Consider the following 20453-nt stretch of genomic DNA (forward strand, 5'->3'; position numbering starts at 1 on the left):
TCCGTGCGGTGAGTTCCTAGACAGCTCCCACCACACCGGAGGTCTTCGCCATGTTCAAGACCAGCCGAGTGTCAACAACGCTCGTGATCAATACACCTAGACGGTGCCGGGGGTGCTGCCGCGCTGGAGGTCCTCGCCGAACTCGATCATCTTGCGGGCGTAGTCCTCGGTCCACTCCGCAATCGCCGCGATGGCCTCCGGCGGGAGCCGGTCGAAGCGCCGGGGGTCAGCCAGCTGGGCGGCCGCCAGGGCCTGGAACTCGACGGCCCGGTCCTGCGCGGCCCGGAAGGCCAGCGTCAGCTCGGTGGCCCGGGTCAGCAGCTCGCGCGGGTCCTCGATCGATTCCAGGTCGAAGAAGTGCTCCGGGTCCGTGACGGCCTCCGAGGGCTCGAAGAGCAGCGGCGCCGGCCGTTGCCTCCGCTCGGTCCGCTCGGGCTCTGCCATGCGTGTCCTCCTGCTGCGCTGCGAACTCCTGGGCCACCCTCCATTGTCCAGCGTCGCGCAAGGGTGCCGTGCGTCAGGCGGCGGCGGGCTCCTTCGCCAGCGCCGCGATGTCGTCCAGCACGCCCGCGACCTCGCCGGCCAGGCCCTCCGGTGCCCCGAAGCCCTCGGCCCCGATCAGCGCGTTGATGCCGGCGACGGCCACGGAGCGCCCGGCGGGCCGCATGCCGAGCTGGGTGAGCACCGGCAGCAGCATCCGGGCGGCCGGGGCGCCGCCGGAGCCGCCCGCGCTGTAGCTGACCAGGCCGACCGGCTTGCCCTGCCACTCGCGGTAGAGGAAGTCCACGGCGTTCTTGAACGGGGCGGTGAACCCGCCGTTGTACATCGGCAGGACGAACACGAACGCGTCGGCGGAGTCGACGAGCGCGCTCCACTCCCGGGTGTGCCGGTGGGCGTAATTGCCGCTGGAGGCGTACTCCGGCTCGTCCAGGAAGGGCAGGGCGAGCTCCGCGAGGTCCACCGGGACGACCTCGAAGGTGCCGTGCTCGCGGGCCTGGCGGGCGACCCACTCGGCGAGCGGCCGTCCGGAGGAGGTGGGGCGGGTGGCGGCGGAAAGGACGAGGAGGCGGGTCATGGCTGAACTCCCGTGGTGTGGAGGGGCGGTGTGCTGATCGCAGTCTGGTTGTTGACGTGTCACCCAGGAAAGCCGCCGATCCGTGATATGTCAACTAGGTAGTTGATGTGTCACCAGGCTCGTTAGGCTGTGCCCATGACCGACACGCCCGAGCCGGCCCACCCCCGCTGGCTCACCGAGTCCGAACAGCGCGCCTGGTACGCGTGGCGCCGTATGTTCCCCCTGGTCGACGCCCAGATCGCGCGTGACCTCAACCTGGACAGCGCCCTGTCCGAAGCCGACTACGACGTCCTCTCGGTGCTCGGCTCCACGGAGGGCCACCGCATGCGGATCAGCGGCCTCGCGGTGCTGATGCAGTGGTCGCGCAGCCGCCTCTCCCACCAGATCAGCCGGATGCAGCGGCGCGGCCTCGTCCGCCGCGAGGAGGTGGCCACCGACGGCCGGGGCGCCGAGGTGGTGCTCACCGCCGAAGGGCTGGACACCATCAACGCGGCGGCCCCGCTGCACGTCGAGTCCGTACGGCGGCACCTGATCGACGTCCTCACCCCGGAACAGCTGCACGCCCTCGCCGACGCCGGCGAAACCCTCCGCCGCCACTTCGGCGTCGCCCGCAAGGACAGCCCCGGATAGCCGCCGCGACCCACCCGTAGGCTCGACGCGTGCACCGACCCGCCACCCGACGGCCCCCGTTGACCGAGAACGAGATCGCCGAAGCCGAACAGGAACTCGGCGTCCGCTTCCCCCGCGACTACCGGGCGTACCTGCGCGGCCCGGACACCGGCGGATTCGGCCTGGTGCGCACCGGGAGCGGCTGGCGCTGGCCCGGGGACGACGTGCTCCGCCCCGACCTGCTGTCCGCGCCGTTCCCGCACCCCGACTCGTACGCCGAGGCCGACGCCGCGCTGGAACGGCGCGAGCCGCAGGCGGCGGACTTCCCCGACCCCGCCGCGCTCACCGCGGCGTGGAACGCCTGGGATGCCGAATGCGAGGTGTTCGAGGACCGCCGGACGGCGGGTGCGATGCGCCTCCAGGAGCACGGCTGCGGCTTCGCCACCCTGCTGGCGGTGTCCGGACCGCTGGCCGGCACGGTGTGGTGGGACGGGCGCGCCAGCCGCGGCCTCATCGTTCCGCTCTCCCTCGACCACGCGGCCGGCGCCCGGCCGGCGACCTTCGGCGAATGGCTCGGCCGCGACTCCTGGGAGCTGCTGCCGCCGGACTGGCGCGCCGGATAACCGGTGGTCCGGCGAGCGCCGGCGGTGCTTGGATGGCCCGATGGACGGCTACGAGATCTCCACCGACCCGGAACGGCTCGACAACGCGCTGGTCCACCGCTGGTTGTCGCAGGACGCCTACTGGGCCCTCGGCCGCAGCCGCGAGGCCCACGACCGGGCCGTCGGGTCATCCCTGAACTTCGGCGCGTACGACAGCGTTTCGGGCGCCCAGCTCGGCTACGCGCGGATCGTCACCGACCGGGCCACGTTCGCCTGGCTCTGCGACGTGTACGTGGACCCCGGCGCGCGCGGCAAGGGCCTCGGCGGCGCCCTCGTCGAAGCCGTCAAGGCCCACCTGGCCCCGTACGGCCTGCGCCGGATCATGCTGGCCACCGCCGACGCGCACGAGGTCTACGCCCGCGCGGGCTTCGAGCCGCTGGCCACCCCCGAGAAGTGGATGGCGTTCGGGGAGCAGTAGCCCCCTGCCGGCCCTCAACCTCCCCACGCCGCCACGAGCTCGCGGTAGCCCGCGAAGCGGGGGCCGGGGACCGTCTCGTCGGCCGGCCGGCCGTTCAGCCAGCACAGGCGGGAGCTGTCGCCCTCGGTGTCGAGCACGCAGCACACCCCGCCCGCGGCGGCGGTGAGACCGGTGAACACGGCTCTGACGCTCGCGGACCGCTCGAACAGCCGGCTCATCTCCGACGTGGCCGCGGTGAACTCCATCGAGGCGTAACGCGGGTGCAGCGCGGGCGTGAACCGCACGGTGAGGTAGACGTACCCGATCCCCACCCGCCCGAGCGCGTCGGGTCCGGTGCCGTGGCCGCGGGCGTACGCGCTCACCGCCTCGTCGGCGCCGCACAGGAGCGAGGTGTCGAGTTCGAGGGTCCCGCCCGTGGAGCAGTCGACCGGCTCGCTCTTGAAGCCGGAGGTGAAGGGGACGACGACCCGCTCACCGCCGGGCAGGGTGAGCGCGAGCGGCGGCACCCGGTCGGTCCGAGGCGCCAGCGCGGCGAGCTCGCGCAGTGCCCGGGGGACGTTCCGGGCGGGCAGGAAGACCTCGTAGCCGTAGCGGAGTCCCACGCGTTCCCCCTTCCGTACCGGTCGTGCCGGGGCGGTCTACGGGCGCCATCGGACACGGTGGTCGGACCAGGAGTCCCACGTGGTCATCATCGCCTCCCACCCGTCCGGGAACTTCACCGTCACGCCCAGCTGGACCGGTTCCGTCGACGGGTGCTCGTCCAGCAGCTCCGCCACGCCCGCCCGGGCCACCACCACGCACGCGTGCCGGTGCCGGGAGGCCAGGACGCACAGGCGGCCCGTCTCCAGGTGGAAGGCCGTCGCGTCAGGGCGGCCGGACAGGGGGTGCAGGACCACCGTGAGGTCGTACTCGCGGCCCTGGAGCCGGTTCGCGGTGTCGACCGTGACGCCCGCGACGCCCAGGGCCGCCAGGGCCGTGCGCACCGCCGCGGCCTGGTCGCGGTGGGCCGTGCCGACGGCGATGCGGGCCGGCGTCAGCGGGGAGGGGGCGGGGGACCGCTCGTCCGAGGTCACCGCACCGCGGTCCAGGGCGCGCCGCACCACCAGGGCCACCGCCCGCACCGCCTCCGGGTCCGTGCGCGGCGTGTGCCGCGCGGGCAGCTCCAGCAGCCCCCAGCCCGACGCGGCGGCCTCGTCCAGGACGCGGTCCGGGCCCGAGCCGTCGCCCGCGACCCCGTACGCGAGACGGCGCTCGCCGGGCCCGGTGCCGCTGCGGAACTGCGAGTACGGGTAGAAAGCGCGCGAGACCAGCGGCGCGGCCGTCGCCGGGAGCCGCCACGACACCGGCAGCCGGTGCTGCGGCAGTTGCGGGTTGTGGGCGAGGAGGGTGGAGACGGCGCTCGCCGAAGGGTCGTACGACAGGCCGGCCCATTGCTCCGCGCCGACCATGCTGAACGGGTCCAGCTGCCCCGGATCGCCCACGAACAGCGCCCGCTCGAAGAGTCCGGCCACGGCCAGCAGCGCGTCGGAGCGCATCTGGTAGGCCTCGTCGACGATGGCGTGCTCCCACGGCTCGGCGTCCTTGACGTACGCCCACTTCGCGGCCGTGGAGATCGTGATCGGCAGCTCGGCCAGCTCCGCCGGCTTCGCGGAGAGGGTGACGGACGGCAGGTCCCGCAGCGCCGGGTCGTAGGCGTCGGCGTCGCTGCTGTGCAGCCGGCCCACCTTCAGCTCCGGGTCCTTCTCGGCGAGCCGCAGCACCAGGTCGTCCACCTGGGCGTTGGTCTGCGCGACCACCATCAGCCGGCGCCCGGCGGCGGCCAGCTCCCGGGCGGCCCGCACCACGAGCGTCGACTTGCCGGCTCCGGGCGGGGAGTCGACGACGACACCCCGCTCGGAGCCGTGCAAGGTGTCGTGGAGGATGGCGGCGGTGGCCCGGTCGGCGGCCGCGCCCGGGTCGAAGGCGGTGGTCACAGCAGGTCCTCGTCGGTCACGGCGTCCAGGGCGGGAGCGGTCCGGGAGCCCGGCGGGCCGCCGTGCGTCCAGGGGGTGTTCTCCGGGTCGGGCAGCTTCGGGCCGCCGCGCGCGTCGTGCTCGAAGAGCGTCCAGCAGTCCCGGTCGCCCTTCTGCGGCACCGAGCCCGCCACCGGCTCCCGGCCGGCGCCCATCTTGTCGAGCACGCGCAGCACCAGCTGCCCGTCGTCCTCGTACCGCACGAACTCGAAGGCCTGCTGGCGGCCGTCCAGGGACCGGAACACCTTGCCGCCGCCCTCGTCCGCCAGCTGCGGCCGGTCCTCGGTGGCCACCGTCACCAGCGGGCGCGGCCTGGGCCGCTTGCCCTCCGTCCACTCCATCAGCACCTCGGTGACCTCACCGGCGAAGGCCTCGCCCGCGAACCGCCGGCCCGCCATGACGAGCGGGTCGTCCAGCGCCTCCTGCGCGTCGAGCCGTACCTGCTCGGTCTCCCGCGTGGCCAGCTTCTGGGCCGCCGTCACCGCGTCGTCGCGGCGCGGCTGCGGCGGCTCGCCGGCCCGGACCCGGTCGCGGTGGCCCGTGAACGACCAGCGGTCGCGAGTCCAGCGCTCCTCGGTACGCTCGCCCGGCGGCAGGGTGCGCAGCAGCTCGATCGCCTCCCAGGTCTGCGACCAGGCGGGCCGCATCTGGTCCACGACCAGCTGCCGGACCATCCCCTCGGCCGACCGCACCGCATCGTCGTCGCGGGCTCCGCCCGCCGCCCGGGCCGCGTCGAACCGCGCGATCGCCGGCGCGAGCAGCTTGTTGTCGAAGGCCGGGTCGGTGGCCGGGCCGGACGGCGGCACCAGCAGCTGCCCGTCACCGTCCCGCGCGAGCTCCACGCGCAGCGCCTGCTCGGCCCCCGAGACGCCCTCCGGCGGGTCGATCCAGGCGAGGAGCGCCCCCAGGTGCTGGTCCTCCAGGCTGCTCTGGCCGGTGGCCCAGTGCCGGCCCAGCAGCTCCGTGGCGGACAGCAGCATCGAGGAGCCGGGGACCCGGGAACGCTCGGCGAGGTGCGTGAACCAGCGGCCCAGCAGCGGCACCTGAGTGGGCGCCGGGTACGGGTTGTCCGGGTCCTCCTCGGCGGTGCGCCGGAACCGCATCGACCGGCCCAGCAGGCGCACGTACTCGATGCCGGCCCGGCTCGGTACGACGATCTGCGGCGCGTCCACGCACAGTTCGGCCTCGACCTTGACCTTCCTGCCGCTCTCAGGGTCGGTCTCGGTGCGCTCGGCCGGCTCGACGACGTCCGCGTACGCGTCCACGTACTCCATCACCTCGGCGGCCAGGGCGGCCAGGAACTCCCAGCGCAGGTCCCGGTCGCGCGGCTGGGGTATGACGAAGATCCGCGGGTCCTGCGGGTCGGTGCCCAGCATCGCGCCGAGCGGGGCCCCCGCCTCACCGGCGGTGGTCAGCGGTACGAAGACCAGCGGCCGCCCGCTCAGGTGGCGGTGCCGTACGGTCGCCAGCGGCCGGGCGCGGCCCGCGCGGACCGCCTCCAGCCGGGCCAGGGTGCTCAGCAGGGGCATTCGGGGGTCTCCGGGGCCTGGTACGGGGGTCGGGCGGCGGCCAGTTCCAGCGCCTCGGCGCGCAGCCGGGCCGCCTGGCGCAGCGCTTGGGCGGTGGCATCGCCCTCGGGGCCCGCTCCGGCGGCCGCCGCGAGGGCCGCCTCGACGGTGGCGAGGCCGCCCAGCTCCCCCCGGACGGAACGGCCGAGCGCGGCCGGCTCCCCGGCGGCGCGGGCCCGCTCCCGGCAGTGGAAGGCCAGTTCGCAGGCGGCGAGGCACTCGGGGGCGTAGGAGGCGGAGACCGCCGAGACGGCCTCGGTCAGCTCGGCGGCGGGCCGCGCGGGGTCGAAGCACAGCCCCGGCGGCAGCCCCTCGGCCAGCTCCTCCACCCGGGTCAGCCGCTCCAGCTGGCGGCGGGTGACCGACCGCTCCCGGCGGATGTCCACGGGCGCGGCGGTGGGCAGGTTGGAGAAGTCCTTCGGGCAGACGAGCAGTACCCGGTGGCCGACCTCGGCCCCCTCCAGCTTCCCGGCGGTCTGCTCCAGGGCCAGCACGTACACGGCGGCCTGCCGCGCGGCGGCCCCCACCTTCGCGGCGTCGGCGGCCCCGTCGATCATCGGGAACGACTTGATCTCCACTACGGTCCAGCGGCCGTCGGGGTGCACGACGACGGCGTCGGGCTCCAGGTACGCGGGGGTGCCCGCCACCTCCAGGGCCAGCATCGGATGGTCCAGCAGCGTCCACGTCCGCGCGGCGGTGGCCTCCCGCAGGGCCAGCGCCGTCCGCGCGGCACGTCCCTCGGGTCCGGCGGCGGTGAGGTCCGGCACCCGGGCGTGCGGCCCGGGCGGCTCGGCCCCGCCGCCGAGGCGGGCGTGCGTCAGCCGCAGCAGTTCCGCTCCGCCGTCGGCCTTGACCTTGGCCTCGAAGGAGTTGCCGCGCACGATCGCGAACTGCGACTGCCCGAAGGCGGCGGGGGAGCCCAGCGCGGCCGCGAGCGCGGTCTTGTCGATGCCGGCGCCGTCGAGGAGGGCCCGTCTGCCGCAGCCGGGGTTGGCGGCGAGCGCGGCGAGCGCCCGCGCGTCGAGCGGTCGGGGCGGCACGGCGGGGCCGCGCAGGTCGGCGAGCCGTTGCCGCAGTGTCGTCTGGGGCGGGCCGTCGGGCGGGTAGGAGCTCACGGGCGGAAGTGTCCCATCCGCCACTGACAATCGTGGTCATACGGCCGAAACGAGCCGGCCGTCCGCCCGGCGATCTCCCGGCGTCGGCCGCCCGGCCCGCCTCCCGGGCGCCCCTGGCCGCCCCCCTGCCTGCCCCCTCCCGCCCACCGGCCCGGACGTCTCCCTTTCCCGTCGGGGATGATGGACGGACGACCCCATCGCCCCTGGAGGGGTGAACCCCCAAGGACCGGGAGAAACACAGATGGCCCCCCGCATCCTGCTGGCCCGCCACGGGCAGACGGCATGGTCCCGGCTCGGCAAGCACACCGGACGCACGGACGTGCCGCTGCTGGAGGAGGGCAGGCTGGGGGCGAAGCGGCTGGGCGAGCGCCTGGCCCGGGAGCCCTGGGCGGACCTGCGCGGCCTGGAGGTGCGCACCAGCCCGCTGGTCCGCGCCAGCGAGAGCTGCGACCTGGCCGGTTACGGGGCCCAGGCCGACCCCTGGGACGCCCTCATGGAATGGGACTACGGCGACTACGAGGGCATGACCCCGGCCGAGATCCAGGCCGTCCGGCCCGGCTGGCTGATCTGGCGCGACGGGGTCCCCGGCGGCGAGTCCGTCGCCGACGTCGCGGCGCGTGCCGACGAGGTCGTGGCCTGGGCCCGCTCGGCGGAGCGCGACGTCCTCGTCTTCGCCCACGGCCACATCCTGCGCACCCTCGCCGCCCGCTGGCTCGGCTTCGAGGCCTCCTTCGGCGCCCGCATCCGGCTGGAGCCCACCTCCCTGTCGGTCCTGGGGTGGGCCTACGGCGCCCCGGCGCTGGAGCGCTGGAACGACACGGGGCACCTGGAGGGCTGACCCCAACTCCTGTCCGTCGACGTCCCCTTGCGATGATCGCGGTATGGCGATCCGCTCCGTGGTGCTGCGCCGGCGCGTGGCCGACCTCGAAACGGCCGCCGCCTTCTACGAGAAGCTCACCGGGGAACCTGCCTCCCGGTTCGCCTTCGCCGGCCTGGAACTGGCCGCCACCGGCCCGTTCCCGCTCTTCGCCGGGCCGGACGAGGCCGCCGGGCGGTTCGCCGGGGTGGCGGCCACCCTGACCGTCGCCGACCTGGACGCCGCGGTGGCCGGGGCCCGCGCAGCCGGTGCCGAGGTGGTCGCCGGTCCCGCCGAGACCCCGGACGGGCGCCGGGCCGTACTGCGCCACCCCGACGGCGGGGTCTTCGAGTACGTCGGCGCCTGACGGGGAGGCCGGCTCAGGCCTGGGCGTGCCGGGCCAGGAAGGCGCCGACGCGCGGGGAGCGCTGGTGCGGGACGAGGGTGCGGGCCGTGCCCGCCAGCATCGACCGGATCCGGGTCGAGCGGACCTCGGCCAGCAGGTCCAGTACCCGTCCGCCCGCCCAGGCCGCCTCGTCGGGTGCGCCCGCCCGGGCCAGGTCGTCGGCGAGCTCCGCCGTGTAGAGGGCCACGTTCCGGGCGAAGTGCGGGTCCTGGAGGTCGGCCGCACGCCGGGCGTGCCGGGCCGCGCGGGCGTGCTCCCCGAGCGCGGCCCAGCAGCGGGACTCCAGGGATTCCAGTTCCGCCTCGCCGAAGAAGGACATCCACTCCGGGTCGGCGGGCGACGCGCCCCGCGCGAATTCCGCGTGTGCCCGGGCCAGGGACTCCTCGCACGCCCTGCGGTCGCCGAGCCCCGCCCAGCCGCCCGCCTCACGCAGCGCCAGCAGCGCGAGCAGCCGGGGCGAGCCCAGCGAGCGGGCCGCGTGCCGGCCCGCCTGGGCGGCCCGCACCGACTCGCGGGGGCGGCCGCGGTCCCGGGCCAGGAAGGCCATGTTGCTGAAGGCGTGCGCCTCCAGGGCGGCGTCGCCCGAGACCCGGGCGGTGGCCAGGGCCTCGGCGTAGTGCGAGCGGGCGTCCTCGAAGCGGCCCGAGTCGTGCGCCAGCCAGCCCACCGAGACGGCCAGTTCCCCGGCCCCGGCGTGCAGCCGGTCCTCGGTGGACTGCCGGGTGGCTCCCGCGTCGAGCAGGGCGTAGGCGGTCTTCAGGGGCTGTGCCGCCCGCCGGTAGAGGGCGTCGGCGCCGTGCCGGTCGTCCAGGAGCCGGATCTGGCGTACCGCGTCCTCGACGGCGGCGGCCTCGGCCTCACCGGCGCGGGAGGGGATCCGGCGGCTGTCGCCGAGCGGGGTGAGGCTGAGGGTGGCGGCCGCCACGGTGGCGGACCCGCCGGTCATGAACGCGCGGCGCAGCACGTCGCTCTCCTTGGAACGCCGGACGAGGTGGGTGAGGGCCTGGGGTACGGGCCGCGCGCGCTGCGCGGAGCGGCCGCGCACGGTCTCGCGGGGGGAGAAACCGAGGTCGGCCAGGGTGTGGCCGGGGAACATGTGCAGGAAGACGCGTTCGTAGGCGTAGTTGGGGCAGCGGATCTCGCCGGACTCGACCCGGCCGATGTAACGGGCGTCGCAGGAAACCGTTTCGCCGATCTCCCGGGCCGCGCGCCGGACCAGGGCCGCGAATTCGGCCGGGGAGCGCTGGCCGCGGAGCCTGCGGAAGGAGGAGTTGGGTGAGTGGGGGGACGCCGCCATGGACGTGTGCCTCTCTGGACGATCCCAAGGGGTCCCGCAGGACCCCCCTTCGATCCCTGTCGGTCTCGCCCCGGAGTCAGGGCTCCGGCGCGCACGAACGTACCGCCGCCGACGGGTGCTTGATGTGGTGTTTGGCTACAAAACGGATATCTCACCCGCGATCCGCCATGAACTGCCATCCTTTGCGGCGTCTTGCCGCCGCACCCGTTGACGCTTCCGTGCGTTGAACCCATGCGGATACGGATCGAGGAGGGGTTCCCCTTGGCGGAGGCCGGCATGGACAGCATCGGAACGAACACCGCGGCCGGGCCCGGCGCGGCCTCCCCGGCTCCGAGCCCGGTCCCGGGTCCCGTCCATCCGCCCGTCCATCCGACCCTCGCGCCGCCCCTCCCGCCTCAGGCCTTCCCCGCGGCCCCGGACCTGGTGACCGTGCCCACCCGCCAGGGGCTGGAGGCGGTGGACATCATCCGCCGCGGAGCCGGCCTGACGGCCCCCGGCGTCGGCCCGGTGCTGCACGACGGCTCCGGCGACACCCTCGGCTTCCTCGTCCCGCCCGGCACCGCCGACGCCTGGGACCTGCCCGGCAGTGCCTGTACGCAGACCAACGGGCGCGGCATGCGCTTCGGCGACGCCGTCTCGCCCGCCTCCGACAGCAGCGGCTGGCTGCTGCCCCCCGAGGCCGTGGGGCCGGTCACCGACCCGGAGGTGCTGCGCGCCGCGCTCGGCGAGGCGGCCCGGCTGATCGAGGCGGCCGACAACTGCCGCTGAGGCGCTGACCAGCCATAATGGGGGAGTGGCAGGCAAAGGCAAGGGCAAGGGCGGCAAGGGCGGCCGGGGCGGCGCGATACCGGACGCCGGACCGGTCGCCGGGCAGGTGGGCGGCGGGCTCGCCGAGCTGGCACCGGACCGCGAGCGCCCCCGTGCCTGGACCCTGCTGATCGACGGGGCCCCGCAGTCCCATGTGGACCTGGACGACCCCGCCTGGCTGGACTTCGCCTACCAGCGCCGGATCGGCCACCTGATCGACCTCGCCGCGCCCGCCCGGCAGCCCCTGAACGTGGTGCACCTCGGCGGCGGCGCCTTCACCCTGGCCCGCTACACGGCCGCCTCCCGCCCCCGCTCCACGCAGCAGGTGGTGGAGATCGACGCGGCCCTGGTGGCGTTCGTACGGGAACACCTGCCGCTGGACCCCCAGGCGCGGATCCGCGTACGGGCCGTGGACGCGCGGGCGGGGCTCGCGAAGGTGCCGGACGGCTGGGCGGACCTGGTGATCGCGGACGTGTTCAGCGGGGCGCGCACGCCGGCCCACCTGACCAGCGTGGAGTTCCTGGACGACGTACGCCGGGTCCTCGCGCCCACCGGGTGGTACGTGGCCAACCTCGCGGACGGTCCGCCGCTGGCGCACCTGCGGGGCCAGGTCGCCACCGCCGCCTCGCGGTTCGCCCGGCTGGCGCTGGCGGCGGATCCTGTGGTCTGGCGGGGGAAACGTTTCGGCAATGCGGTGCTCGTGGCCTCCGACCAGGAGCTGCCCGTCGCGGAGTTCACCCGCCGCGTGGCGAGCGACCCGCACCCCGGCCGGGTCGAGCACGGCCGCGCCCTGGCCGACTTCACCGGCGGTGCGGCCCCGGTCGCCGACGCCTCGGCGGTGGCCTCGCCGCAGCCGCCGCCCTCGGTCTTCCGCTGACCCGCCCTACGGGTCGACGATCTCAACCGCCGGCGGATGGTCGTGCCAGGTGCAGAACACCGACACCTCGCGGCTGCCCTGGGTGAAGGTGACCCGGATCCAGAAGTCCTGCTTCCACACCTGCATCCGCCAGCCCGCCTCCGGGGTCGCCGAGACCAGCCCGGCCGAGGAGGTCCCGAGGTCGAAGACGACCCGGCCGCCCGACACCGAGTAGTTCCTCACCGTGCCCGGCCCGCCGCCCTGGCCGCCCTCCGGGTACGGGCGCCGGGCGGACGGCGGCGCCTGCTGCGGCTTCGCCGGCGAGGACGCGCCCGCACCGGCCGACGGGGGCGGGGCCGCCGACGGGGACGCGGAGGGCGGGGCGGAAACGGAACCCGAAGGGCCCGGCGACGGAGTCGGGTCCGGCCCCCGCGTGGCCGAGGACAGCGCCGGACCGCCGGGCCCCCCGGCCGTCAGCGGCACCGCGCGCGGGGGATCGTAGGCGGTCCCGGCCAGCACGGTGTGCACGCCCCACCACGACAGGGTCGCCGCGGCGGCGGTCGCCAGCACCCAGGCCATGGCATGTACAGGTCCTCGTCGCATCAGGGCACATACTGCACCACCCGTCACAGACCCGGCCCGGCACCTCCCCGCGTCCCCCGGATGGACTACCGTGCGCCCATGGCTAGTGTGCTCGTGGTCGAGGACGACCAGTTCGTACGTTCCGCCCTCATCCGGCACCTGACCGAGGCCTCGCACACCGTCCGGAGCGTCGGCACGGCCCTGGAGGCCCTGCGCGAGGTCGCCCACAACCCCTTCGACGTGGTCATCCTCGACCTCGGACTGCCCGACCTCGACGGCTCCGAGGCCCTGAAGATGCTGCGCGGCATCACCGACGTGCCGGTCATCATCGCCACCGCCCGCGACGACGAGGCCGAGATCGTCCGGCTTCTCAACGACGGCGCCGACGACTACCTGACCAAACCCTTCTCCGTCGAGCACCTCTCCGCCCGGATGGCCGCCGTCCTGCGCCGCGCCCGCGCCGCTGCCGGGGCCGAGCCGCCCTCGCGCGTACTGCGCGTCGGCGGGCTCGCCATCGACCCGCTGCGCCGCCAGGCCGAGCTCGACGGCGCGGTCCTCGACCTCACCCGGCGGGAGTTCGACCTGCTGGCCTTCCTCGCCGGACGCCCCGGGGTGGTCGTGGCCCGGCGCGAGCTGCTCGCCGAGGTCTGGCAGCAGTCGTACGGGGACGACCAGACCATCGACGTGCACCTGTCCTGGCTGCGCCGCAAACTCGGCGAGACCGCCGCCCGGCCCCGCTACCTGCACACCCTGCGCGGCGTCGGCGTGAAGCTGGAGCCGCCGCTGTGAGACGCACCGCGGAGAGCCGGGCGCCCGTCAGGCGGACGCCGTGAGGTGGGCGCTGGTCAAGGTGTGCCTCGCCGTCACGACCATGGTGGTCCTGGCCTTCGCGGCGCCGCTCGCGATGGTGGTGCGGGAGATGGCCAGCGACCGGGCCTTCTCCAACGCCGAACGGCAGGCCGCCACCATGGGGCCGACCCTGTCCATCACCACCGACCCGGCTCAGCTGCGCCGGGCCGTGGAGTCCACCGAGATGGGCGCCGCCGGGCGGATGGCCGTCCACGTGCCGGCGATCGGCGGCGCCGCCCCCGTGGACATCGGCGACGGCCGCGCCGGAGCCCACGCGGTGGCCGAGACCCGGTCCCTGGGACGGGCGACCACCGCCGGCGTCCCCGGCGGGGGTTCCGCGCTGCTCCAGCCCATCGCCCTCGGCTCCGGCGACATCGCGGTGATCGAGATCTACGTGCCGGAGAGCGAGGTCAGCAACGGGGTCACCACCGCCTGGCTCATCCTCGGCGGGGTCGGGCTCGCCCTCGTCATCGGCTCGGTGGCCGTCGCGGACCGGCTCGGCGCCCGCCTGGTGCGCCCCGCCGAACGGCTCGCGGACGCCGCGCACCAGCTGGGTGAGGGCAGGCTCGGCGCACGGGTCCCCGAGGACGGGCCCAAGGAACTCCGCTCGGCGGCCGTCGCGTTCAACTCCATGGCCGACCAGGTCGTCGAACTCCTCGCCAACGAGCGGGAGCTCGCCGCCGACCTCTCCCACCGGCTGCGCACCCCTCTGACCGTGCTGCGGCTCAACGCCGCCTCCCTCGGGGACGGCCCGGCCGCCGAGCACACCCGGGCGGCGGTGGAGCAGCTGGAACGGGAGGTCGACACGATCATCCGTACCGCACGCGAACAGCGCCCGCCCGCCGCCGCGGCCACCGCCGGCTGCGACGCCTCCGAGGTGATACGCGACCGGATGGCCTTCTGGTCGGCGCTCGCGGAGGACGAGGGCCGCGAGGTCCGGCTCGCCGGCGTGGACCGCACCGTACGCGTCCCCGTGGCCCGCCCCGAGCTGGCGGCGGCCCTCGACGCCATGCTCGGCAACGTCTTCCGGCACACCCCGGAGGCCACCCCCTTCGCCGTGGACGTGCACGACGCCGGGGACGCCGTCATCGTCCTCGTCTCGGACGGCGGCCCCGGGATCGCCGACCCGGCCGCCGCCCTGCGGCGCGGCAACGACGGAGCCCGCGACGGCTCCACGGGGCTCGGCCTGGACATCGTGCGGCGGGTCGCCGAGTCCACGGGCGGCGACGTACGGCTGGGGCGCTCGGTGCTCGGGGGGACCGAGGTGCGGGTGTGGATCGCGCTGGACGACCGGGCCCGGGGCGGCGAGCGCGGGGCGCGCGGCCGGCGGGGCCGCCGCAGGCGCCGGGGCGGCTGACCCGGGGCACCGGGCCCGGCGGGGCAACCGGCTTACCCGGGGGCGCGCCTCGCGGGGCGGAAGTCCGCAGGTCGGTACGGTCCGCCCCATGGACACCCTCATCTTCGGCGGGATCCTCGCCACCCTCGTCGCCATGTGCCGGGACACCTCCCGGAACGTGGTGCTCGGCGCCTGGTGGGCCATGCTGGCCGCCGTCCTCCTGCTGGTGGCGCACCACATCACCAGCGGCCTCGCCCTCGACCTGAACTACTGACCCGTGGCCACGATGAGCAGCCTCCTGCCGGAGGCGCCACTGGAGAGCGGCCTGCTGGCGCGGGCCCAGTACTGGTTCGCCTGCTTCTTCACCGCCGGCTGGACGGCGGTCGTCTGCGGCGGCCTCTTCTACCAGTTCGGGCTGTGGGAGTACCCCTGCCCGCTCTGCGTCGTGCAGCGGATGTTCATGCTGCTGGCGGCGGTCGGGGCCGGGTACGTCGTCCGCACCGCCCTCACCGTCGGCGTGGTGACCGGCCGGGACTACATGACGGGCTGGGGCATGGCCCTCGTCGCGGTGATGGGCGGCTCCTTCACCGCGTGGCGGCAGACGATGCTGCACATCCTCCCCGGGGACAAGGGCTACGGCAGCACGGCGCTCGGTCTGCACCTGTACGTGTGGGCGTGGATCCTCTTCTCCGCCTCGGTCGTCGCGATCGGCGTCGTCCTCGCCCTGGCCCACGCCACGGCCGGGCGGACCGTCCCGACCGCCGCCCCCGGCCCGCACCGGACGGCGGGGATCCTCGTACTGGGCTTCTTGGGCCTGGTCCTCGCCGTCAACGTCGTGGCGGTGTTCCTGGAAGAGGGCTTCCACTGGTTCCTGCCGGACGACCCCGTCCGGTACCAGTTCTTCTACGACGTCGGGATCCTGGACTGAGACCGCCCGCCGGACCGCGGCACAGACCGCGCGTGGCACCGCTCCGCGTCGGCGCGGCCGGCCCCCGCGCCCGGACGGGGGCGCACATGTTGCGGCGCCCCCGTGCCGCGCCGAGGGTGGCCGTGACGGAAGGAGCCACGCATGAGAGTCATGCTCAGGGCCCACATGGACACGGCCGCCACCAACGAGGGCATCAAGACCGGATCCCTGCCCAGGGCCGTGAAGGACCTGATGGAGAAGGTCAAGCCGGAAGCGGCCTACTTCGGACTCCACGAGGGCGTGCGCTCCTGCTGGATGGTCTTCGACCTCCAGGACAGCGCGCAGCTGCCGCCGATCCTCGAGGACCTCTTCCTCCAGTTCAACGCCGAGCTGGAGGTCAGCCCCGTCATGAACGCCGAAGACCTGGCGAAGGGCCTGGCCGCGATGCGGACGTCACCGTAGGGCCCGCCGCACCGGACCCGGCCCGCCGACGGAGCCGATGCCGACGGGCCGCCGCGGGGACGCACCGTGGTCCGGGGAACGCAGAAGGCCCCGGTCCGCTCTCGCGAACCGGGGCCTTCCCGCAGGGTGAGTGACGGGACTTGAACCCGCGGCCACCTGGACCACAACCAGGTGCTCTACCAGCTGAGCTACACCCACCATGTCCGGTCGCAGAACGACCGGCCGAAGAAAAGGGTACAGGGTCCGGGAGGGTGCTCGCTCCACCTTTCCCCCGCGCCCCCCTCCGGGGGGACTACTCGTCCGTGACCACGTGTTTGGCGGCGATGGCCCGGGCGGTGTCCGAGTCGGGTCCGGGCTGCGGCACGAAGACCGCTTCCCGGTAGTAGCGGAGCTCGGCGATGGACTCCTTGATGTCCGCGAGCGCCCGGTGGTTGCCGTTCTTCGGCGGACTGTTGAAGTACGCCCGCGGGTACCAGCGGCGCGCCAGCTCCTTGACCGAGGACACGTCCACGATCCGGTAGTGCAGGTGGCCCTCCAGCGCGGGCATGTCGCGCGAGAGGAATCCGCGGTCGGTGCCGACGGAGTTCCCGCACAGCGGGGCCTTGCGCGGCTCCTTCACGTGCTCCCGTACGTACGCCAGGACCTGTGCCTCGGCGTCGGCCAGGGTCGTGCCGGCGGCCAGCTCGTCGAGCAGCCCGGAAGCGGTGTGCATCTCGCGCACCACGTCCGGCATGGTCTCCAGGGCCGCGTCCGGCGGGCGGATCACGATGTCCACGCCTTCGCCGAGCACGTTGAGCTCCGAGTCGGTGACCAGCGCGGCCACCTCGATAAGTGCGTCGTCCGTCAACGAGAGCCCGGTCATCTCGCAGTCGATCCACACCATGCGATCGTTCATGCGCCCCACCTTATGCCGAAGGGCCCCCGCACCGGTGCTCGGCCGGTGCGGGGGCCCTCTTCGCTCGTGCGGGGACGGCTACGCGTGCTCGCGCAGCACCCGGCTCGGAGCGTACAGCTCGGCCACGCTCGGACCGGAGGCGGCCAGGGCCGCCGCGGCCCGCTGGGGCTGCGGAGTGCGCTGGTGCGGCAGCGAGGAGCCCTGCATCTCCGACACCGTGGACACCTCGGCCTGCGGCCGGCGTGCGCGGTAGGCGGAGCGGTAGGCGGCCGGGGAGGACCCCAGCTGCCGCCGGAAGTGACCGCGCAGGGCGACCGGCGACCGGAAGCCGCAGCGTCCGGCGACCTCGTCGACCGAGTAGTCGGAGGTCTCCAGCAGCCGCTGCGCCTGGAGCACCCGCTGCGTGATCAGCCACTGGAGCGGAGCGCTGCCGGTGAGCGAGCGGAACCGCCGGTCGAAGGTGCGCCTGCTCATGTAGGCGCGGGCGGCCAGCGTCTCCACGTCGAACTGCTCGTGGAGGTGCTCCAGTGCCCAGGCGACGACCTCGGCGAGCGGGTCGGCGCCGATCTCCTCGGGCAGCGACCGGTCGAGGTAGCGCTCCTGGCCGCCGGTGCGGCGCGGCGGGACGACGAGCCGGCGGGCCAGTGCCCCGGCCGCCTCGCTGCCGTGGTCCGTGCGCACGATGTGCAGGCACAGGTCGATTCCGGCCGCGGTGCCCGCGGACGTCAGCACGTCGCCGTCGTCGACGAACAGCTCGCGCGGGTCGACGTGGACGGACGGGTAGCGCTTGGCGAGCGTCGGCGCGTACATCCAGTGCGTCGTCGCGGGCCGGCCGTCCAGCAGCCCGGCGGCGGCGAGCACGAAGGCTCCCGTGCACAGGCCGACGATCCGGGCCCCCTCCTCGTGCGCCAGCCGCAGCGCGTCGAGCGCTTCCGGCGGCGGGGGCGAGGTGATGGAGCGCCAGGCCGGAACGACGACCGTGCCTGCCCGGGCGATCGCCTCCAGCCCGTACGGCGCGGTCAGTTCGAGTCCGCCGGTGGTCCGCAGGGGACCGTCCTCCCCGGCGCACACGAGCAGTCGGTAGCGTGGAACTCCCGCGTCCTGTCGGTCGATCCCGAACACGGACAGCGGAATGGAACTCTCGAAGATCGGTCCGCCGCTGAACAGCAGCACCGCGACGATCTCCCTGCGGCGACGCCCCGCGAGCTTCCGGCCCGCGTCGGCGACGACGGCGGCGGTGGAATCCTGGCTCATGGCGCTAAGCCCCCCTTGGGTGTCGCGACTCCTTGGTCTGGTCGCACCTGCACGTTTCCCCTCGGCCTTGCACGTGGATCCCCCGCCGTAAATACATGATCGAATCTACTGCGTCCCGTGGTGTCGGCGTGACAAGTTCAGCACGCAGCGCTATGTCGACTTGGCAACTTGGCGAAAAGCATTCGATCAGGAAGCGTTCCACTCCGCTACCCGACCGGATAGCGCGCGATCCGGCCGTGGCCAGTACTCACGGGGTCAATTCGTCCCCTCTCGCCCGTAGTCGCTGGTGGTGGTGGGGTCGGTGGAACATTCCGGCAAGGGAAGCGCCGGGTCCGGAAGTTGGCCGAAAACAACCGGGTGTGTACGTACGAACCGGTCAGTCGTGAGGGGACAGGCCACCGGAACCGTGGCAGCCGCGGTGCGAACCCGCCCCGGTGCGGGAGTGCCGGCCCCGGTGGCCGGACGGAAGCGGATTCTCCGAACGCACGCGCGCGGCGGCCCGTTCCGTCTTCTCCGAGTACCGCAGCAGGACCCGGCAGGCGGCGGTGACGGCGGCCAGCCCCAGGGTCGCCACGGCGGCCCCGCCGTACGAGGTCCCGTAGACCACCAGGACCACGGGCACGAGCAGGCAGCTGAAGGCGGCCCAGCGCACCACGTCACCCGCGGGGTCGCCGTGAGCGTGTCCGGCGGACCGCACGGACGGGTGAAGCGAGGCGCGCGCGGGCGACGGCGCGGAGCGGGCGGACCGGGCGGACCGCGTCATCGGAGCGGGCTGGACGGGCTGGACGGGGTGAACCGGATGACCGGGCACGGCGTACTCCCTGCGGGCTCTTCCTGGACGGTCGGACGGCTGTCCAACGCCCTGGCCGGGCCTCGGTCACTGCGCGCACGGGTGGCGCCAAGGTCTCTCGTCACTGGCTGTAGGGGACAGCTGCCATTGCCAAGGCGCCCGCGCTCCGGCATGCTCCCTGGGACGCTCTCCAAGGGCGGCATGCCCTGTGCAGGACAGGAGTGTCGCCGTACCCTGGGGGGTAGGGCTTGGGAAGATGCTTCCAGGACAGAACCCGGTCACGCTGCGTCGTCAAAAGCGTTCGTGATCCAGGCCCCCGTCGTCAGAAAGTCCGAGTCGCCGAAACCGCCCCTGTCGCTTCCCCCGAGGACTCTTCGCCGAGACACCCATGGCCGGTCACGAATTCTCCGAACCCGCGGACCGCAAGCGCAAACCCTTCGCCGATTCCGTATCGAGCGACCTGCGCGCGGTGGAACAGACACGTCACCCCTGCGACCCGGCCTTCCGGCACGGCGTGGTGGTGGGCTTCGACGGCTCCACGTCCAGTGAGCGGGCCCTGGCCTACGCGATCGGCATGGCCCGGCGTTCCGCTTCCGGTCTGATCATCGTCCATGTGGCGAACCGGCTGCCCACCACGGTGTGGGCCGGCTGCGAGCCGCCCGTCTTCGTGGACGTGCCCGACCACCGCACCGAGGTGCTCGGTCTGGAGCTGGCCTGCGCGGACTACCTGACCGAGGTGCCGTGGATCCTCGTCGAGCGCGGGGGTGACATCTGCCACGAGCTGGAGGAGGTCGGCCGGGAGTACTCGGCGGACGCCATCGTGGTCGGTTCCACTCACGGGATCGTCGGGCGGATCTTCGGCTCGGTCGCGGGGCGGCTGGCGAAGCGGGCGCAGCGACCCGTTGTTGTCATTCCGTAACCCGCTGTACGTCGCTCGTGCGGTTGTGAACCCCCTTGTAAAGGGTAGATAAATGCTGCTGGGACGCAGCAGACAACTGCAGATCGAAGGGAGCCCGCCGTGGACAATGGTGTCTCTGCGGGAAGCACGGCCTCGACCTCGACCCTGGGGAACATCGCCCTGGGTCTCACCCTTCTCGCATTCGGTATCGGCCACACGGGGATCCTCTCCGGTGTGACCGCCGCCCACTCCGTGTCGCTCGCGATGTACGTCGGCGGCGCGGCCCTCTTCCTCCTCGGCCTCCTCGAATACCGCGGCGGCAACGGCTTCAACGGCACCGCCTTCGCGGGCCTCGGCATCTTCTGGTTCACCTGGGCCAAGGGCGCGGGAGCCACGGTCTCCGACGAGGCGGCCGGAACGTTTCTGGTGCTCTTCGCGATGCTCGCGCTGACCCTCACGCTCGCCGCGTCGAGCGGGCTGTTCGGCCAGGGCGTGTACGCCCTGCTGACCCTCTCCCTGCTGCTGCTGGCCGTCGCCGCCTTCGCGGACAGCGGCGGTCTGGCCAAGGCGGGCGGCTGGGTCGCGGCCGTGTCCGGGCTGCTGGCCTGGTACGGGGCCACCGCCGCGCTGGCCAACTGGCCGATGGCGATGGGCAGGACCCCGGGGCGCGCGGTCGCCGCGGGCTGACGGGTCCGTACCGCGGGAGAACGGACAGGGGTGCCACCGGAGTTCCGGTGGCACTCCTGTCGCGTCGCCCCGGGGAGGTCGCCCCTCCCCGGGGCCGCCGCGCGTGCGCGGT

The 20453-nt window shown here is 74.2% G+C and carries 25 protein-coding genes and 1 tRNA gene; 14 read left to right on the plus strand and 12 right to left on the minus strand.

All coding sequences use genetic code 11. The features are described from left to right. Positions 1 to 96 precede the first annotated feature (96 nt). Positions 97 to 444 carry a hypothetical protein gene (locus tag ACFY7H_RS16695; protein WP_388938684.1) on the minus strand — a complete coding sequence of 116 codons (348 nt, stop codon included), beginning with the start codon at positions 442 to 444 and terminating at the stop codon, positions 97 to 99. A 73-nt stretch (positions 445 to 517) separates the two neighbouring features. Then, positions 518 to 1075 (minus strand): NADPH-dependent FMN reductase, encoded by a 558-nt coding sequence (locus ACFY7H_RS16700; RefSeq protein ID WP_388938686.1) that lies wholly within the window; start codon positions 1073 to 1075, stop codon positions 518 to 520. 135 nt (positions 1076 to 1210) lie between these two features. Here ACFY7H_RS16700 and ACFY7H_RS16705 point away from each other — a divergent pair, with 135 nt between their 5' ends. Genes ACFY7H_RS16705 through ACFY7H_RS16715 form a run of 3 tightly spaced genes read left to right on the plus strand, consistent with a single transcriptional unit; the run spans position 1211 to position 2764 of the window. Next, entirely contained in the window at positions 1211 to 1705 is a 495-nt protein-coding gene (locus tag ACFY7H_RS16705) for a MarR family winged helix-turn-helix transcriptional regulator (protein WP_388938688.1), read from the plus strand. A gap of 29 nt (positions 1706 to 1734) precedes the next feature. After that, positions 1735 to 2307 carry an SMI1/KNR4 family protein gene (locus tag ACFY7H_RS16710; RefSeq protein ID WP_388938690.1) on the plus strand — a complete coding sequence of 191 codons (573 nt, stop codon included), beginning with the start codon at positions 1735 to 1737 and terminating at the stop codon, positions 2305 to 2307. Between the two features lie 40 nt (positions 2308 to 2347). Further along, on the plus strand, positions 2348 to 2764 hold the full coding sequence (locus ACFY7H_RS16715) for a GNAT family N-acetyltransferase (protein ID WP_388938692.1): 417 nt from the start codon (positions 2348 to 2350) through the stop codon (positions 2762 to 2764). Between the two features lie 14 nt (positions 2765 to 2778). Here the strand turns inward: ACFY7H_RS16715 and ACFY7H_RS16720 are convergent, their stop codons facing one another. The 4 genes from ACFY7H_RS16720 to ACFY7H_RS16735 are packed head-to-tail and all read right to left on the minus strand — an operon-like array spanning position 2779 to position 7459. Beyond that, a complete protein-coding gene (locus ACFY7H_RS16720) occupies positions 2779 to 3366 on the minus strand; it encodes a hypothetical protein (protein WP_388938693.1) in 588 nt (195 codons plus the stop codon). 36 nt (positions 3367 to 3402) lie between these two features. Next, positions 3403 to 4737, minus strand: coding sequence for an AAA domain-containing protein (locus ACFY7H_RS16725; protein ID WP_388938695.1), 1335 nt, complete (start codon positions 4735 to 4737; stop codon positions 3403 to 3405). After that, positions 4734 to 6305, minus strand: coding sequence for a hypothetical protein (locus ACFY7H_RS16730; RefSeq protein ID WP_388938697.1), 1572 nt, complete (start codon positions 6303 to 6305; stop codon positions 4734 to 4736). Before ACFY7H_RS16730 ends, ACFY7H_RS16725 begins: the two co-directional genes overlap by 4 nt. Next, a complete protein-coding gene (locus tag ACFY7H_RS16735; RefSeq protein WP_388938698.1) occupies positions 6293 to 7459 on the minus strand; it encodes a hypothetical protein in 1167 nt (388 codons plus the stop codon). Before ACFY7H_RS16735 ends, ACFY7H_RS16730 begins: the two co-directional genes overlap by 13 nt. Positions 7460 to 7700: 241 nt before the next feature. Between ACFY7H_RS16735 and ACFY7H_RS16740 the strand changes: the two genes are divergently transcribed. Further along, complete coding sequence (locus ACFY7H_RS16740; protein WP_388938699.1) at positions 7701 to 8297, plus strand: histidine phosphatase family protein; 597 nt, start codon at positions 7701 to 7703, stop codon at positions 8295 to 8297. 43 nt (positions 8298 to 8340) lie between these two features. Beyond that, positions 8341 to 8682, plus strand: coding sequence for a VOC family protein (locus ACFY7H_RS16745; protein WP_388938701.1), 342 nt, complete (start codon positions 8341 to 8343; stop codon positions 8680 to 8682). A gap of 13 nt (positions 8683 to 8695) precedes the next feature. Here ACFY7H_RS16745 and ACFY7H_RS16750 read toward each other — a convergent pair whose 3' ends face one another. After that, the gene (locus tag ACFY7H_RS16750; RefSeq protein ID WP_388938703.1) at positions 8696 to 10018 is read right to left on the minus strand and encodes a tetratricopeptide repeat protein; all 1323 of its coding nucleotides are present in this window, start codon (positions 10016 to 10018) and stop codon (positions 8696 to 8698) included. 276 nt (positions 10019 to 10294) lie between these two features. On the opposite strand from ACFY7H_RS16750, the gene ACFY7H_RS16755 reads away from it, so the two are divergent. Beyond that, positions 10295 to 10786, plus strand: coding sequence for a hypothetical protein (locus ACFY7H_RS16755; protein ID WP_388938705.1), 492 nt, complete (start codon positions 10295 to 10297; stop codon positions 10784 to 10786). Positions 10787 to 10862: 76 nt separating this feature from the next. Continuing rightward, positions 10863 to 11702: a spermidine synthase gene (locus tag ACFY7H_RS16760; protein WP_388939122.1), complete on the plus strand. Its 840-nt coding sequence runs from the start codon at positions 10863 to 10865 to the stop codon at positions 11700 to 11702. 6 nt (positions 11703 to 11708) lie between these two features. On the opposite strand, the gene ACFY7H_RS16765 is transcribed toward ACFY7H_RS16760, so the two are convergent. Further along, positions 11709 to 12284, minus strand: coding sequence for a hypothetical protein (locus ACFY7H_RS16765; RefSeq protein WP_388938707.1), 576 nt, complete (start codon positions 12282 to 12284; stop codon positions 11709 to 11711). Between the two features lie 78 nt (positions 12285 to 12362). Here ACFY7H_RS16765 and ACFY7H_RS16770 point away from each other — a divergent pair, with 78 nt between their 5' ends. The 5 genes from ACFY7H_RS16770 to ACFY7H_RS16790 all read left to right on the plus strand — a co-directional run bounded on the left by ACFY7H_RS16770 (position 12363) and on the right by ACFY7H_RS16790 (position 15817). Beyond that, positions 12363 to 13052 (plus strand): response regulator transcription factor, encoded by a 690-nt coding sequence (locus ACFY7H_RS16770; RefSeq protein ID WP_388938709.1) that lies wholly within the window; start codon positions 12363 to 12365, stop codon positions 13050 to 13052. A gap of 40 nt (positions 13053 to 13092) precedes the next feature. Continuing rightward, positions 13093 to 14469: a sensor histidine kinase gene (locus tag ACFY7H_RS16775; protein WP_388938711.1), complete on the plus strand. Its 1377-nt coding sequence runs from the start codon at positions 13093 to 13095 to the stop codon at positions 14467 to 14469. Between the two features lie 88 nt (positions 14470 to 14557). Further along, positions 14558 to 14722 carry a DUF5993 family protein gene (locus ACFY7H_RS16780; RefSeq protein ID WP_388938713.1) on the plus strand — a complete coding sequence of 55 codons (165 nt, stop codon included), beginning with the start codon at positions 14558 to 14560 and terminating at the stop codon, positions 14720 to 14722. A gap of 12 nt (positions 14723 to 14734) precedes the next feature. Beyond that, complete coding sequence (locus tag ACFY7H_RS16785; RefSeq protein WP_388938715.1) at positions 14735 to 15376, plus strand: disulfide bond formation protein B; 642 nt, start codon at positions 14735 to 14737, stop codon at positions 15374 to 15376. 141 nt (positions 15377 to 15517) lie between these two features. Continuing rightward, positions 15518 to 15817 (plus strand): hypothetical protein, encoded by a 300-nt coding sequence (locus tag ACFY7H_RS16790; RefSeq protein ID WP_388938717.1) that lies wholly within the window; start codon positions 15518 to 15520, stop codon positions 15815 to 15817. 125 nt (positions 15818 to 15942) lie between these two features. Here ACFY7H_RS16790 and ACFY7H_RS16795 read toward each other — a convergent pair. The 4 genes from ACFY7H_RS16795 to ACFY7H_RS16810 form a co-directional block, all read right to left on the minus strand. Next, positions 15943 to 16015, minus strand: a tRNA-His gene (locus ACFY7H_RS16795). Between the two features lie 94 nt (positions 16016 to 16109). Next, positions 16110 to 16712: an oligoribonuclease gene (orn, locus tag ACFY7H_RS16800; RefSeq protein ID WP_388938719.1), complete on the minus strand. Its 603-nt coding sequence runs from the start codon at positions 16710 to 16712 to the stop codon at positions 16110 to 16112. 78 nt (positions 16713 to 16790) lie between these two features. Continuing rightward, positions 16791 to 17966 carry a helix-turn-helix domain-containing protein gene (locus tag ACFY7H_RS16805; RefSeq protein WP_388938720.1) on the minus strand — a complete coding sequence of 392 codons (1176 nt, stop codon included), beginning with the start codon at positions 17964 to 17966 and terminating at the stop codon, positions 16791 to 16793. A 376-nt stretch (positions 17967 to 18342) separates the two neighbouring features. Next, the gene (locus ACFY7H_RS16810; RefSeq protein ID WP_388938722.1) at positions 18343 to 18777 is read right to left on the minus strand and encodes a hypothetical protein; all 435 of its coding nucleotides are present in this window, start codon (positions 18775 to 18777) and stop codon (positions 18343 to 18345) included. Positions 18778 to 19144: 367 nt separating this feature from the next. On the opposite strand from ACFY7H_RS16810, the gene ACFY7H_RS16815 reads away from it, so the two are divergent. Together ACFY7H_RS16815 and ACFY7H_RS16820 are read left to right on the plus strand one after the other, a co-directional pair. Next, the gene (locus ACFY7H_RS16815) at positions 19145 to 19675 is read left to right on the plus strand and encodes a universal stress protein (protein WP_388938724.1); all 531 of its coding nucleotides are present in this window, start codon (positions 19145 to 19147) and stop codon (positions 19673 to 19675) included. A 99-nt stretch (positions 19676 to 19774) separates the two neighbouring features. After that, positions 19775 to 20341, plus strand: a complete 567-nt coding sequence (locus ACFY7H_RS16820; protein ID WP_388938726.1) for a GPR1/FUN34/YaaH family transporter — start codon at positions 19775 to 19777, stop codon at positions 20339 to 20341. Positions 20342 to 20453: the final 112 nt, after the last annotated feature.

This window comes from Streptomyces sp. NPDC012794, from assembly GCF_042901085.1.
Classification (GTDB): Bacteria; Actinomycetota; Actinomycetes; order Streptomycetales; family Streptomycetaceae; genus Streptomyces.

Bases quoted from the DNA above. Each gene is read 5' to 3' on its own strand.
- ACFY7H_RS16695 (WP_388938684.1), bottom strand. From the start codon at position 444: ATGGCAGAGCCCGAGCGGACCGAGCGGAGGCAACGGCCGGCGCCGCTG.
- ACFY7H_RS16700 (WP_388938686.1), bottom strand. From the start codon at position 1,075: ATGACCCGCCTCCTCGTCCTTTCCGCCGCCACCCGCCCCACCTCCTCC.
- ACFY7H_RS16705 (WP_388938688.1), top strand. From the start codon at position 1,211: ATGACCGACACGCCCGAGCCGGCCCACCCCCGCTGGCTCACCGAGTCC.
- ACFY7H_RS16715 (WP_388938692.1), top strand. From the start codon at position 2,348: ATGGACGGCTACGAGATCTCCACCGACCCGGAACGGCTCGACAACGCG.
- ACFY7H_RS16730 (WP_388938697.1), bottom strand. From the start codon at position 6,305: ATGCCCCTGCTGAGCACCCTGGCCCGGCTGGAGGCGGTCCGCGCGGGC.
- ACFY7H_RS16740 (WP_388938699.1), top strand. From the start codon at position 7,701: ATGGCCCCCCGCATCCTGCTGGCCCGCCACGGGCAGACGGCATGGTCC.
- ACFY7H_RS16745 (WP_388938701.1), top strand. From the start codon at position 8,341: ATGGCGATCCGCTCCGTGGTGCTGCGCCGGCGCGTGGCCGACCTCGAA.
- ACFY7H_RS16750 (WP_388938703.1), bottom strand. From the start codon at position 10,018: ATGGCGGCGTCCCCCCACTCACCCAACTCCTCCTTCCGCAGGCTCCGC.
- ACFY7H_RS16755 (WP_388938705.1), top strand. From the start codon at position 10,295: ATGGACAGCATCGGAACGAACACCGCGGCCGGGCCCGGCGCGGCCTCC.
- ACFY7H_RS16765 (WP_388938707.1), bottom strand. From the start codon at position 12,284: ATGCGACGAGGACCTGTACATGCCATGGCCTGGGTGCTGGCGACCGCC.
- ACFY7H_RS16770 (WP_388938709.1), top strand. From the start codon at position 12,363: ATGGCTAGTGTGCTCGTGGTCGAGGACGACCAGTTCGTACGTTCCGCC.
- ACFY7H_RS16780 (WP_388938713.1), top strand. From the start codon at position 14,558: ATGGACACCCTCATCTTCGGCGGGATCCTCGCCACCCTCGTCGCCATG.
- ACFY7H_RS16785 (WP_388938715.1), top strand. From the start codon at position 14,735: ATGAGCAGCCTCCTGCCGGAGGCGCCACTGGAGAGCGGCCTGCTGGCG.
- ACFY7H_RS16790 (WP_388938717.1), top strand. From the start codon at position 15,518: ATGAGAGTCATGCTCAGGGCCCACATGGACACGGCCGCCACCAACGAG.
- orn (WP_388938719.1), bottom strand. From the start codon at position 16,712: ATGAACGATCGCATGGTGTGGATCGACTGCGAGATGACCGGGCTCTCG.
- ACFY7H_RS16805 (WP_388938720.1), bottom strand. From the start codon at position 17,966: ATGAGCCAGGATTCCACCGCCGCCGTCGTCGCCGACGCGGGCCGGAAG.
- ACFY7H_RS16815 (WP_388938724.1), top strand. From the start codon at position 19,145: ATGGCCGGTCACGAATTCTCCGAACCCGCGGACCGCAAGCGCAAACCC.